This window comes from Hyalangium versicolor (assembly GCF_020103695.1).
Classification (GTDB): domain Bacteria; phylum Myxococcota; class Myxococcia; order Myxococcales; family Myxococcaceae; genus Hyalangium; species Hyalangium versicolor.
In genome coordinates this window covers 50,907-64,090 of record NZ_JAHXBF010000005.1, presented here as the reverse complement: position 1 = coordinate 64,090, position 13,184 = coordinate 50,907, and the positions used below count along the sequence as shown (strand labels likewise).

The following is a 13,184-nucleotide window of genomic DNA, read 5'->3' as shown; positions in this document are numbered from 1 at the left end:
CTCGCTCGCGCTACTGGGTGACGATCACGACCCGGCCCTCGGCCAGGAACGACGCGTTCGCCTCGCTGAGCTTCTTCAGCTCATCCTCGGCCAGCACCAGATCCGTGCCCTGCAGTTGCGCCGCCTTCACCACCAGGGGCTTCTCCCCCACCAGCGCGCTCTTCTGTGCCTCGTCGATGCTCTTGTACCAGGCGGCCACGGCCGCGGACTTCCGGGCATCGGCCGACAAGGCCTCGGCGCCATAGACGGCCTTACCCGTCCCATCCAACAGCCTCGGAGCCAGCACCGGCTTCGCGCCCAGCCCCCGCGCGTCCACCACCAGCCCCGTGTACTTCCTCACGCCCTGCGTGTTCACCGCGATGGCCGGGACCGTGGCCGGCGTCAGCGCCGACGTGAGCGCCGACAGCGGCACCTCCACGTCCATCACCACGCCACCGTCCGAGTAGTAGCGCTTGTCGACCACCTTGAAGCCGCGGATGACTCCCTCGACGCGGCCTCGGATCTCGTCACTCGCCAGCACATCTCCCACCGTGCGGCCGGCGCTGATCTGCACGCCTTTCGCCTGCTCCAGCAGGTTGCGGAACGCGTCCATCTTCGCCGCGCGCTCGGCGCCCAGCCGCGCCTGGGCCGGGTTGGAGGCCTTCATGTCGGGCGCTCCCGATCCCGTCGCCCGGAGGCTCTGCCCCTCCCAATTGACCCCTGTCTCGACCTTCGCCGTGGAAGCCGCGGGAGCCGCGCTAGCAGCGGGCTTTGCATCCTTGCCCTGCGCGACGGCCGACAGCGGCACGACCAGGGCCAGCATCCACAACGAGCGCTTCACGGGAGGGCCTCCGTCCTCGCCCATGGGGCGAGTCGATGCGACTGAATGGCGGGCCATTCAATCGACCGGCTTCCAACCAAGTCAAGGCGTGCTCCCACAGTGAACACGCCCGCTCGCTGGGAGTCTCCCTCGCGAAGCCCAGACCGCGACGCGGCGCGTCAGTTACCGCGATCCAACTTGCTGACGTAGGCGTCGATCATCTGGCGGTGCCGCTCGGTGAGCAGCGTGAAGCGAACACCCGAGCGCTCGTGCCGAGCCCGGTCCAGCTCGGCCCACTCGCGCACCACCTCACCCTCCGCGTAGATGACCTCCTCCGAACCGGGCAGTTGGAACTGGAGGCCCACCCGCCGGGCGTTGTGCTGCGGCTCGATGAGCTGCGCGAGGCTGAGGCCCTCCTCGCTGATGTCGGAAGCGCGGGTCAGATAGGGCACTCCGCCCATGTACTTGTTCAGATAGATGTCGATGGGTGCCCGCTTCGCCTTCCGCTTGTCGCTCATCTCGTCCCTCCCGTGCTGCAACAACCTGCTCCCAACGTGAAGCAGGATGTTCCGCACGGTAGAGGCAAATGGAGCCCTGGCAAGAAAACGGCCGAGGGCGGATGGGCAGTCCTATAGTTCCGCGGCTCTTGTGAGGAGGAAGCATGCGAATGAAGTTGTTGGCGACGATGGTGATCAGCCTCATGGCCTCCACGGCGAACGCCCAGGGCAAGGCGAAGACTCCGCCTCCCGCCGCCCCGCCCCCAGCGTCCGCCCCGGTCCAGCTCCAGACGGATGACGAGAAGACGATCTATGCGTTCGGATACTCGTTCGGGAAAAGCCTCTCCGTCTTCGGCTTGAGCCCCGCCGAGCTCGATATCCTCAAGAAGGGCCTCTCCGATGCCGTCATCGGCACCCCCGCGGCCGTGGAGGTGGATCAGTACTCCCAGCGCACCCAGGGACTGGCTCGCTCCCGGCAGACCAAGGCCAACGAGGCCTTCCTGGAGAAGGCCGCTCAGGAGAAGGGCGCGGAGAAGCTCCCCTCGGGCATCATCTACAAGGAGCTGAAGGCCGGCTCCGGCCCCAGCCCCAAGCCCAAGGACACCGTGGGCGTCCACTACCGCGGCACCCTCATCAGCGGCGAGGAGTTCGACAGCTCCTACAGGCGCGGCCAGGTCGCCGAGTTCCCCCTCAATGGCGTCATCTCCTGCTGGACCGAAGGCGTCCAGAAGATGAAGGTCGGCGGCAAGGCGAAGCTCACGTGCCCCGCCAAGACGGCCTACGGCGAGCGCCCGCCCCCTGGCTCGAAGATCTCGCCGAACGCCGTCCTCGAGTTCGAAGTGGAGCTCGTCAGCATCCCCGGCGATACCTCCAAGCAGTAGTCCGGAGCGCCCCTCAGCGCGAGAGTGCTGCCTCGGTGGCTCGCAGCAACGGCTCGGCGCTCACCGGTGCGCCCGTGGCATTCACCATCCACTGGTCCGGTGTCACCGAGCCATAGCGAGCCATCCGCTCGAACTCCGCGCCCAGGGGCCCCTTCTTCTTCAGCTGTTCCTCGATCTGGAACGCGATGAAGTGCCCGATCGGATAGTCGGGCAGGTACATGGGGTAGGAAATCATGTGGCTGTAGATGCCCAGCAGCGGCGTCCCCTGCCCTCCGAGCACCGGCGCGTAGTAGCGATCCCACGTGTCCTTCGCGATCGCCACCGTGGCCTCGCGCAGCTGGGCGGGCGTGGCCTCCGGGTGCTCGTACAGCCAGTGCCATACCGCGATATCCACCAGCGCCACTCCCGCGATCTCCCAGGTGCCCCAGAAGTCATTGAGCACCCGCTCGCGCTCGGCCACCGCGTCCGGCTTGCCCAGCCCCAGCAGTTCCTGATCCCGCGCCTGGAAGACGAAGGCGAGCGCCTCCGTGAAGGCGTTGTTGGGCACGCTCGACAGCAGCGTGTGGTCCACGTCGTAGAGCGAGAACACCTGCTCCACGTTGTGCCCCAGCTCGTGCACGGCGATGTTGTAGCCCTTGTAGTTCATCCCGCCCTTCTCCACACGCGTCCGAAGGTGGGGGAAGTCACCGCGCCGCATCGCCTGCATCGCATGGCCCGCGCCGCGTGAGGGATCCACGCGGATGTGCTCGGCCAGATACGTGGCGCGCTCCTTCGAGAAGCCCAGCCCCTGGAGGATACGGGGGATGTCCTTGGCGAACGCCTCGGCCGTGGGGTAGCGCTGCCGCGTCAGCTTGTCGAGCTCCGCCTCCGAGCGCGAGGAGCCCGGCCGGAACCCGTTGAACCACAGATCCTGCGGCTCCAGCTTGCGCCCCAGCCGCTGCTCGATGAGCCGCGCCACCTGAGGCACCAGCGGCGAGCTGAGCACCTGCGTCAGCATCGCCTTCACGCGCTCCTCGGAGAGCTCGCGCTGGAACTCGAAGGCCCGGGCGATCTGCGTGGGCGCCACCGGCACGTAGGGATCCACCTTCCGAGCAGCCTGGAAGTGCGCCAGCAGCCGCACGTACCGCGTATCCGGCTCGGGGGCGGTCTCCGCCTGGGCCGGCCGCGCGGGAGCATCCGCCTCCACCTCGTCCGCGGGCGCCACCGTCACGGTGTTGGTGATCGGATCCCAGTCCACCCTCGGATTGTCGATCACGGCGGCGGGGATCGTCTGCGTGACGATGCGCTCCATCACCTTGACGATCAGCCGCTGCTTGGCGGCTCCCTGCTCCTTGTCCGCGTAGTCCGCCTTCAGCTCGTCCCGCAGGTTCCAGTGGCTGATGAGGCGCATCCCCTTCGGGAAGAGCCTGCGGCGCTCCGGGCCGTCCACCACGTGGTGCATCCACACGTTGTACTGGGCGATGTAGAGATCCGCCTCCGCGCCCGCCCGCGAGACTTCCTGCTGCACCTCGGCGGGCACGCGCTTGTAGAAGCGCCCCGCGAGCCGAGTCTCGGCCCACTGCCGCCGCGTGTAGTCCTTGGCGTGCGCGGTGCGCTCGGCCAGCGTGGTGAGTGGGAAGTTCAGCAGCACCACGAAGCCGATCTTCGAACCGAACAAATCGTCCGTGAGGTGCGCGCTCGGATCGTACGCGGCCAGCAGCGGATCCACCGGCAGCAGCGGCCCGATGTCGATGTCCGTGGCCCACCGCAGCTCACGGCCCATCTCATTGAAGTGCCCATCCAGCTGCTCGAAGATGTGCTCGAAGCGATCGAAGGTCGCGTCCAGGATCTTCGGATCGGCGATGAAGGACTCGCGGACGAACGCCGCCAGGTCCCCATCCTCCTCGCGCCACAGCCCGGCCACCTGCTCCACGCCTCGTTCGATGCGCGCCCGCTGGGCCTCGCCATACTTCGCCACCAGCTCCGCCTTCAGCGCGGCGGTGTCGGGCTTCTTCGAGGCGGACTTCATGGATGAGGCCTCCGAGGCAGCAGGGGCTAACACGCCCGAGGGCTCCACCGGCGCCGACGGAGCACCCGCGGGCGTGGAGGCACAACCGATCATCGTCAGAAGGGGGAGCAGGCGGGCAGAGCGGGACAGGAACGTTCGCAAGCAGAACCTCCAGAAAGCAACAAGGGCCCGACCCTCTCGGATCGGACCCTCATGCGCAACGAAGAACGAGAGTAGGCTTACGCCGCTCGCACGTTCTGGGCCTGCAAGCCCTTGGGGCCGCGAGCCACCTCGAACTGCACCTTCTGCCCCTCCTGCAGTGTCCGGAAGCCATCCATGTTGATGGCGGTGTGGTGGCAGAACACGTCTTCACCCCCGCCGTCCTGGGTGATGAAGCCAAACCCCTTGGCATCGTTGAACCACTTCACAGTACCAGTAGCCATTGCTCTCTTCTCTTCTTCCTTCTTCACGGGCGCGGTCATCGCCGTCCGGTCCCTACGAGAAAAACCCGATAGAGCAAGGAGAATGTAAGCGGGGCTTCCACTCGTGTCTACAAGGGGAAGCTACCAGCCACACGTTTGGCCCTTGTTCTGCTCCTGCAACCACTGGCGGAGCGGAGCAAAGTATTCGATGAGCGGCGTGGCATCCATCTGGCGCTGGCCCGTCATGGCGAACAGCGCTTCCTGCCAGGGCTTGCTGGCCCCCAGCTCCAACATGGCCTGGAGCCGCTTGCCAGCTTCCTTGTTCCCATACACAGAGCACTCGTGCAGCGGCCCCTTGAAGCCCGCCGCCTCGCACATGGCCTTGTGGAACTGGAACTGGAGGATGCGGGCCAGGAAGTAGCGCGTGTAGGGGACGTTGGCCGGCACGTGGTACTTGGCGCCCGGATCGAAGTCCTCCGCGGTGCGAGCCACCGGCGCGGAGATGCCCTGGTACTTCTCACGCAGCGCCCACCACGCCTTGTTGTAGTCGGCCGGCGCCGTCTTCCCGGCGAACACGTCCCAGCGCCACTGATCGATCAGCAAGCCAAAGGGCAGGAAGGCCACCTTGTCCAGAGCGTCCTTCATCTGCAGGTTGATGAGGTTCTTGTCGTTCTTCGGAACGTCCTTCAGCAGGCCGATCTGCTTGAGGTAGCCCGGGGTGATGGAGAGCGTGATCGCGTCACCAATGGCCTCATGGAAGCCGTCATTGGCTCCGGACTGATAGAGCACCGGGAGCTGGTAGTAATAGGTGAAGTAGTAGTCGTGCCCGAGCTCGTGGTGGATGGTGACGAGATCCTCCTCGGTGGGCTTGATGCACATCTTGATGCGCAGATCGTTGTTGTAGGTGACGTCCCACGCGCTGGCGTGGCAGACGACCTCGCGATCGCGCGGCTTGGTGAACATCGAGTGGTCCCAGAAGGTAGACGGCAGCGGCTTGAGTCCCAGCGAGGTGAAGAAGGACTCGCCCGTCTTCACCATCTTGATGGAGTCGTAGGCCTGCTGCTTGAGGGACGCCGTCACGTCCAGGCTCGCCTGCCCCGCGTAGGGCTCGACCAGCGGATAGATGTTGTTCCACTCCTGGGCCCACATGTTGCCCAGCAGGTGCGCCGGAATGGGCTTGCCCGCGGGCACCTTGTCCGCGCCGTACTTCTTGGTCAGCTGGGCGCGCACGTAGCAGTGCAGATCGTTGTACAGCGGCTGGACCTGCTGCCACAGGCGTTGGGTCTCCTTCTCGAAGGCGTCCGGCGACATGTCATACGCGGACTTCCAGAGGTCACCCGTGTTGGCGAAGCCAATCTCCTTGGCGCCTTCGTTGCTCAGCGCCACGAAGCGCTCGAAAAGTGGGCGCATGGGCACCGAGACGCGGTGCCAGCCGGACCACGCCTCCAGCAACTCGTCGTAGTTGCGGCTGGCGGCCATCACGTCCTCCAGCTCGCCCAGATCCTTGCAGGTCTCCTTGCCTGCCTTGTCCTTCTTGCAGGCCTTTCCCTTGCCGTAGGTGCCCTCCAGCTTCGCGGCGATGGTCGTGAGTTCGGCGCGCTTCTGCGGATCCGAGGGCGCGGCCAGCGGCGAGTTCACCCGAAGCAGGTGCAGCGTACGCGCCGTGTCCGAATCCAGCTTCAGGCCGTCGAAGCGGCGCGAGTCCTTGATGGCCTGGTTCATGTAGGCCAGCACCTCCTCGTTGATCCAGGCGGCGTTCTGCTCGGTGTCGTCCGTGATGTACGTGGACTTGATCCACTCGGCGGTGGCCTGCCTCGTGAAGAGGCGCTTGAGGTCCGCGTTGACGCGATCCGCGAACTGCTTCGCATCCGCGGCAGTGGGCTTGCCCTTGCCCGCAGGGGTCGCGGCACCTGGAGCCTGAGCCGCCACAGGCAGGGCGGACAACAGCACGACCACGCAGGCCGCACGCAGGGGGGACAAGAGAGAAAGGGGTCGGATCATGGCGCGCGACCCTAGAGGAACCGCTTCTTGAAGGCACCCTGAAACGTTGTTCGGGAATGCTCATGGGGCATTGCCAAGCGATGGTTGACGACGCCTGAAGCCCGGCTATGAGGACGAAGATGCTTCGGCCCCTCTTCGCTCTCCTCCTCCCGCTCTTCCCACTCCTGGCGTGCTCCACCGAACCCGATGTTCCCAAGGAGTGTGAGCGCTTCACCTTCTCCGTGGCTCCCGAGGTCTCGGCCCCGCATGTCCTGTGCGAGAGCTCCGCCTGCGGCAACGGGTTGAACCCTCCGACCGCCGGACCTCACTGCGGCTACACCCTTGCCTGCCGGACCTATGACGCCGAGCAGCCCCCCTGCGTCTGGCTCCACAACCTCGAGCATGGCCATGCCGTCTTCCTCTATGACTGCCCCGAAGGCTGCCCCGAGGAGATCGCCAAACTCGAACAGGCCCGGGACGCGGCCCTCGTCGGTTCCAATGGCGTCCGCCGCGCCCTCGTCACCCCCGCCTCCGGCCTGCCGCAGCGCGTCGCCGCCATCCTCTGGCGCCGCGTGTATTTGACCGACAGCGCCGATCCCGACGCACTCCGCTGCCTGCTCCAATTCCAGGATCAGGACGCACCCGAACCCAGGCTCGACTGCGCTCCTTGAGCCAAGGTCCTGAAATCCCGGAATCTTTTGAACTTCTCTGGGCCCCCTGCTCTCTCAAATCCTGAGGTGTGGGGAACACACCTCACTGCAACCCTCAGTAAAGACGAAACATTTGGAGGCCTCCTTCCGATGATTCGTGGAATTCCCTTTTCCTGAGAGCGTGAAACGCATGGTGGCTCCGGTCCAAGGTGGCAGCACGAGTGGCAGTACATCGGGGGGCAGTGCGGCAGCGGACGCGGCAGCGGCGGCGGCGGAAGCAGCTCGGCGTGCGGAGGCAGCCCGGAAGGCAGCAGAGGCGGCTCGGAAGGCGGCGGAAGCAGCGGCGAAGGCAGCAGAGGCAGCGGCGAAGGCGGCCGCGGCTCAGAAGAAGGCAGCGGCGGAGGCCTCCAAGGCGGCCGCGAAGCCCGGTCAGTCTCCCGAGGAGTCCAAGAAGTCCTCCGAGGATTCCAAGACGGCCGAGAAGGCCGCGCAGCAGAGCGCCGCGCAGGCCTCCAAGGCGAAGGAGGCCTCCGAGGCCGCCACGAAGAAGCTCCAGTCTTCCGAGGAGAAGGTCGCTGTCACCGCCAAGCGCGCCGAGGAGGCCATGGTCCGGGCGAACAAGCTCTCCGGGCCGGACAAGGGCAAGCCCGCGCCGTTCTCCGAGAAGCAGATCAACGAGGTGAAGGCCAAGCCGGCCGAGATCGCCTCGGCCTTCGACGGCACCTCGCGCAAGAACGAGCTCCAGAAGCTCCTCGGCACCGAGGCTCCCACCACCCAGGCGGACACCCAGAAGAAGATCAACGCCGACAAGCAGTACGATCTGCTCTCCAGCAAGCCAGAGAACCGCGAGACGCTCGACAAGCTCGGCATCAAGAACGGCAATGATCTGTCGGCCCTGGGCGATCGGCTCGAGAACCAGGCGAAGACGGGCGACGCCCCCGACGCGAAGCTGGGCGAGGTGAAGGACAAGGAGGCGCTCGCGCGCGTCATCCAGTCCGCCGGAGAGACCCGCACCGACGAGGCCGCGAAGAAGACGCTCACCGATCCCGTCTTCGCCAAGGGCGTGGCCGAGGGTGTGAAGCCCCAGGAGGCCCAGGAGCTCTCCGAGGGCGCCAAGAAGCTGCAGCTCACCGAGCGCGAGGCCACCAACCTCGTCCGCTACCAGAACGGCCGCAACGCCCTGCGCACCCTGGCCAAGGAGCCGCCCGCCTCGGATGCGGAGAAGGCCTCGGCGGTGCTCTCCATCGCCCAGCAGGCCAGCAACATCTTCCCCCCCGAGACGCTCCAGCGCCGGCTCGGCGAAGTGGGCAACCGCGTCTTCAACCGCGAGCTGCCCGCCGCCAAGGCCCTCATCGACTCGTACGTGGCACTCGCCGATCCGAACGCCAGCGGCGAGAAGAAGGCCAAGGCCGCCCTCGGCCTCGCCAAGGCCGCCAAGGACTATCTGGGCGCCGGAGCCCTCAGCAAGCTTGGCCCCGAGCTGCGCAAGGCAGACGGTGCATTCCGCGCCGCGGGCGCCGGGCTCACCCTGTTCGATCCCAACACCAAGCCCGAGGACAAGGCCATCGCCGCCCTGCAGCTCGCCGGAGAGCTCCCGGGCGTCGGCCGCGATCTCAAGCAGCTCAAGGATCTGCTCACCGCCTCCAACGTCCCCAACCCCGACGCCATCATCCAGGGTGGCGCGGACCTCCAGGATCAGACGCTGCGCAACCTCCCGCCCGAGGTGCAGTCCCGCCTCAACCCGGGTCAGGTCGCGGACATCGCCGAGGCGGCGGACAAGGTCGATGCGAGCGAGCTCGGCAAGGCCATCCAGAACGTCTCCGATCCGGATGCGCTCGACCAGGTCCTCAAGCAGGTGAAGGACTCTCCGGACGGCAAGGCCGCCACCAAGTTCCTCCGGACAGCCGCCGCGCTCGATCCGAAGCTGGCCAACGAGGCCCTCAAGAACCCTGACATGGCCGAGAAGCTGTCCAAGCTGGGCCAGTCCGCCATCGGCGACCTCGAGGATCCCGTCAACCAACTGAGCGACGTGCTCAAGCAGGTGAAGACGCCCGAGGCGCTCGGCAACCTCACCGACAAGCTCGCCTCCCTGGATCCGCCGGGCGACGCCAACAAGCTCGGCAAGGTCCTCAAGGGCCTGGACAAGGACGAGCTCGACAAGGTCCTCAAGAACTCGGACACGCTCGACAACGTGGCCAAGATGGTCAAGGGCCTGGACGGAGATGACGCCGTCGATGCCCTGGCCAAGACCATGAAGAACATGGACGCCGACGCCGTGGGCTCGCTGTCCAAGCTCGGCTCCAAGGTTTCTCCGGACCTGCTCAACAAGACCATCAAGCTGCTCAAGCCCGTGCTCGAGAAGGTCGACAGCCGCCTCGTTGGAGAGGGCTTCAAGCTGCTCGACAAGCTCGTCGGCAAGATGGGCGTGGACCTCACCGCCGACGTCGCCGGCAAGGTCTTCAAGAACGTCGCGAAGATCATCCCCGCCGTGGGCGCCGTCCCCGGCCTCGTGGACGCCGTCAGCCTCGGCAAGGAGGCGGTGGAGCTGCGCGACAAGAACAAGGACCTCGGCTACCTGGCCATGGTCGGCTCCAAGCTCAACGCCGTGGACTCGGTGGCGGGGCTCGTGCTCGACGCCACCGGCGTGGGCGCGGCGGTGGACCTTGGCGTGGGCGCGGCCTTCGGCATCGCCGAGCTGGCACTCGACATCGGCCTGTCCTCCGAGAAGGCCAAGATGGAGCAGGCCCAGAAGGAGGGCAAGGAGTACGAGGCTCCGGACTGGGTGAAGGCCGTCAACCTCGTCGGCGCGGCCGCGCAGGGCCCGGCGGGCGCGGTGGACCTGGTGGCCTACTACGGCCCGAAGGAAGCCTTCGACCTGGCCAAGTGGGGCCTCGGGAAGGGCGGCGAGCTCGCCAAGAAGGGCCTCGAGCTCATCGAGAAGGCCGGCGGGCCGGTGGTGAAGTACGCCGGTGAGGCCGTCGAGGCGCTCAAGAACGCGGGCGAGGCCGGAGTCGAAGCGCTCGAGACGCTGGCCAAGGGCGGCTCCGAGTTCGCCAAGGAGGCCGCCGAGGCCGCGGGCAAGGCACTCGTGGACATGGCCAAGCTGCCGGGCGAGGCGGCGAAGAAGGCCGCCGAGGCCATTGGCCGCGCGGTGGACTCGGGCGCCCAGTGGGCCAAGGACGCCGCCACCCAGCTGCTCAAGGACGGCGTCGGCGTGATGAAGGACGTCGCCAAGGCCTGGGCCAACAACCTCACCGACGGCGCCAAGGCCGTGATCGACGGGCTGCACGGGCTCGGCGACGCGGGCGTGGCGGCGCTGAAGGAGCTCTCATCCGCGGGCGGCGCGGTGGCTGAGTACACCGTCGGCAGGCTGAAGGACCTGGCCCATGCCGGCGTGGACGCCGCCGAGGACGCGCTCAACGGCCTCAAGGACCTGGGAGGCAAGGTCGGCGACCTGGCGGGTGACGCGCTCGGTGGGCTGGGCGACCTCGCCAAGAAGGCCCTGCCCTTCATCTGACAGAAAATCTCGCGCGGCGTAGACCCAACGAAAGGCTCGCGCGTTCGAGTCGCATCTCTTCGAACGCGGAGCCTCCCATGTCCCGGTCCTCGCTGCGCCGTCTGTCCCGTTGGGGAAGTGCCTTCCTCGCCATGAGCTTCGTCCCCGGGTGCGCTTTTCAGAGCGCCCCGGCGGACGCTCCCATCCAGACTCAATCCACCCCGACCCGCTCCAAGTCTGAGTCCAAGCCCGAGGCCCTCGCGCAGAAGATGGCACCACCGGCCACCCCTGCCGCGGCAGCTGCACCCGCCCCAGCAGCCGAACCCGCCCAAGAAGTCACGATGAAAATGCCCGGGCCCACGACGGGCCAGCAGCCCATGGCTCCGCCTCCCCCATCCTCGGCGGTCGCCCTCGGCGCTGTCTCACCCGGGAAAGTCGCTCGGCGGACCGACAACCGGTACTCCGCGCCGAAGCCCGCGGATGCGTTGACTGGAGACCTCGAGGAACGGGACGACGATGCCAGTGAGCTGAACCATTCCGCAGGCGGAAACACGTTCGAGGCCCACGCGCCCAACCCCTTCACCACCACCCAAGAGGACGCGCTCTCCACCTTCGCCGTGGACGTGGACACCGCCTCGTACTCGCTGGCGCGACGCTACCTCACGCAGGGCAGCCTGCCTCCCTCCCAGTCCGTGCGCGTGGAGGAGTTCGTCAACTACTTCAAGTACCGCTACGCCCCGCCGGACAAGGGAGCCTTCACCGTGCACCTGGAGGGCGCGCCCTCCCCGTTCGGCGCCGGCCGCCACTTCCTGCGAGTGGGCGTGCAGGGCAAGGTCGTCTCTCGCTCGCAGCGCAAGCCCGCGCACCTGGTCTTCCTGGTGGACACCAGCGGCTCCATGCAGTCGCAGGACAAGCTGCCCCTGGCCAAGGAGGCCATGAAGATCGCCGTGAAGAACCTGAACGAGAACGACACGGTGGCCATCGTCACCTACGCGGGCTCCACCCAGGATGTGCTGGCGCCCACTCCCGCCACCGATCAGCAGCGCATCTTCTCGGCCATCGACTCGCTGCAGTCCGGAGGCGGCACGGCCATGGGATCGGGCATGGAGATGGCCTATCGCCACGCGGTGAAGAAGGCCTCGGGCAGCGTCGTCTCGCGCGTCATCGTCCTCACGGATGGAGACGCCAACATCGGCCCCCACCTCTCCGCGGACTCCATGCTGGAGGGCATCCGCAACCACGTGGCCGAGGGCGTCACGCTGTCCACCATCGGCTTCGGCATGGGCAACTACCGGGACGACTTGATGGAGAAGCTGGCCGACAAGGGCAACGGCAACTGCTTCTACGTGGACAGCTTCCAGGAGGCCCGGAAGGTCTTCGAGACGCAACTGACGGGCACGCTCGAGGTGATCGCCAAGGACGTGAAGATCCAGGTGGAGTTCAACCCGGCGGCCGTGAAGCGCTACCGGCTGGTGGGCTACGAGAACCGCGACGTGGCGGACCGGGACTTCCGCAATGACAAGGTGGACGCGGGAGAGATCGGCGCGGGCCACAACGTCACCGCGATCTATGAAGTCGAGCTGACCGGCGAGCAGCAGCCCCTGGCCACGGTTCGCATCCGCGCCAAGGCCCCCAACGGCACCGAGGCCTCCGAGCAGAGCTTCCCCTTTGAGCGGAGCATGCTGCGCTCCTCGACGGAGGCTGCCTCCTCGGACTTCCGCTTCGCACTGGCGGTGGCCTCCACGGCCGACATCCTGCGCCACAGCCCTTCGGCGCAGAACTGGAGCCTCGCCACGGCGCGCAAGCTCGCCGAGGGCGCCATCGAGGGCCAGACGGAGCGCACCGAGTTCGTGAAGCTCGTCACCCAGGCCCAGGCGCTGATGGGCGCCTCCGCCACCCGCCGGTAACCCTCCTCACGGACGGTGCGCGAGGACTTGCTCCTCGCGCCTGTCCTGGAAGCCCTGGGAACTGGGGATAGCCCTGGGGTGTCGTGGGGGACTCTTCCCGGAGCAGGCTCGGGCCTCGTATCTTGCGGGCCCGGCGGCGCTGAGCGCCGGAGAAGGCCCACCATGAAGATGCCACTGCATTACGAAAAGGCCCACGACATCTACGTGCTGACGTGCATCGACGTTCGCATCGACAGCGTCTCGGCACTCCAGGAGTGGGCCTCACTGCTCCGGGAAGCACTCAGCTCCGTGCCCCACAAGTTCTACCTCGCCATCGACATCCGGGACTTCCACCTCTCGGCCCACATGGCGCCCGCGTATGGCCCCATCGCCAAGGAAGTGACGGCTCGCTACACCCTGGCCACCGTCCGCTACGGCTCCACGGAGAACACGACGCGCGCCGCCATCCGCCTGCAGGCCAGCCTCAACCAGTACGCCTCCAACATCATGCCGGACAAGGAGACCGCGTTCACGGTGCTCAAGGAGCTCCGCGCGCTCGCCGGCAAGAGCTGAATCCCCCCTCAGG

General features: G+C 67.0%; 10 protein-coding genes. 5 read left to right on the top strand and 5 right to left on the bottom strand.

From position 1 onward, the window contains the following. Window positions 1-10: 10 nt before the first annotated feature. Window positions 11-820 (bottom strand): LPP20 family lipoprotein, encoded by an 810-nt coding sequence (locus tag KY501_RS11885; protein WP_224362991.1) that lies wholly within the window; start codon window positions 818-820, stop codon window positions 11-13. Between the two features lie 158 nt (window positions 821-978). Then, the gene (locus tag KY501_RS11880) at window positions 979-1,317 is read right to left on the bottom strand and encodes a PilZ domain-containing protein (RefSeq protein ID WP_224362990.1); all 339 of its coding nucleotides are present in this window, start codon (window positions 1,315-1,317) and stop codon (window positions 979-981) included. 143 nt (window positions 1,318-1,460) lie between these two features. Between KY501_RS11880 and KY501_RS53615 the strand changes: the two genes are divergently transcribed. Further along, window positions 1,461-2,177, top strand: a complete 717-nt coding sequence (locus tag KY501_RS53615; protein ID WP_224362989.1) for an FKBP-type peptidyl-prolyl cis-trans isomerase — start codon at window positions 1,461-1,463, stop codon at window positions 2,175-2,177. Window positions 2,178-2,190: 13 nt separating this feature from the next. Here KY501_RS53615 and KY501_RS11870 read toward each other — a convergent pair whose 3' ends face one another. From KY501_RS11870 to KY501_RS11860, 3 genes are all read right to left on the bottom strand, one after another. Continuing rightward, complete coding sequence (locus KY501_RS11870; RefSeq protein ID WP_224362988.1) at window positions 2,191-4,185, bottom strand: hypothetical protein; 1,995 nt, start codon at window positions 4,183-4,185, stop codon at window positions 2,191-2,193. Window positions 4,186-4,403: 218 nt separating this feature from the next. Next, window positions 4,404-4,607: a cold-shock protein gene (locus KY501_RS11865; RefSeq protein WP_075007460.1), complete on the bottom strand. Its 204-nt coding sequence runs from the start codon at window positions 4,605-4,607 to the stop codon at window positions 4,404-4,406. Between the two features lie 120 nt (window positions 4,608-4,727). After that, window positions 4,728-6,587 (bottom strand): M2 family metallopeptidase, encoded by a 1,860-nt coding sequence (locus KY501_RS11860; RefSeq protein ID WP_224362987.1) that lies wholly within the window; start codon window positions 6,585-6,587, stop codon window positions 4,728-4,730. A 119-nt stretch (window positions 6,588-6,706) separates the two neighbouring features. Here KY501_RS11860 and KY501_RS11855 point away from each other — a divergent pair, with 119 nt between their 5' ends. From KY501_RS11855 to KY501_RS11840, 4 genes are all read left to right on the top strand, one after another. Next, a complete protein-coding gene (locus KY501_RS11855; RefSeq protein WP_224362986.1) occupies window positions 6,707-7,237 on the top strand; it encodes a thioredoxin-like domain-containing protein in 531 nt (176 codons plus the stop codon). A 169-nt stretch (window positions 7,238-7,406) separates the two neighbouring features. After that, window positions 7,407-10,733, top strand: a complete 3,327-nt coding sequence (locus KY501_RS11850; protein WP_224362985.1) for a hypothetical protein — start codon at window positions 7,407-7,409, stop codon at window positions 10,731-10,733. A gap of 77 nt (window positions 10,734-10,810) precedes the next feature. After that, window positions 10,811-12,619: a vWA domain-containing protein gene (locus KY501_RS11845; protein WP_224362984.1), complete on the top strand. Its 1,809-nt coding sequence runs from the start codon at window positions 10,811-10,813 to the stop codon at window positions 12,617-12,619. Window positions 12,620-12,781: 162 nt separating this feature from the next. Then, the gene (locus KY501_RS11840; RefSeq protein ID WP_224362983.1) at window positions 12,782-13,171 is read left to right on the top strand and encodes a hypothetical protein; all 390 of its coding nucleotides are present in this window, start codon (window positions 12,782-12,784) and stop codon (window positions 13,169-13,171) included. The last annotated feature ends 13 nt before the right edge of the window (window positions 13,172-13,184 follow it).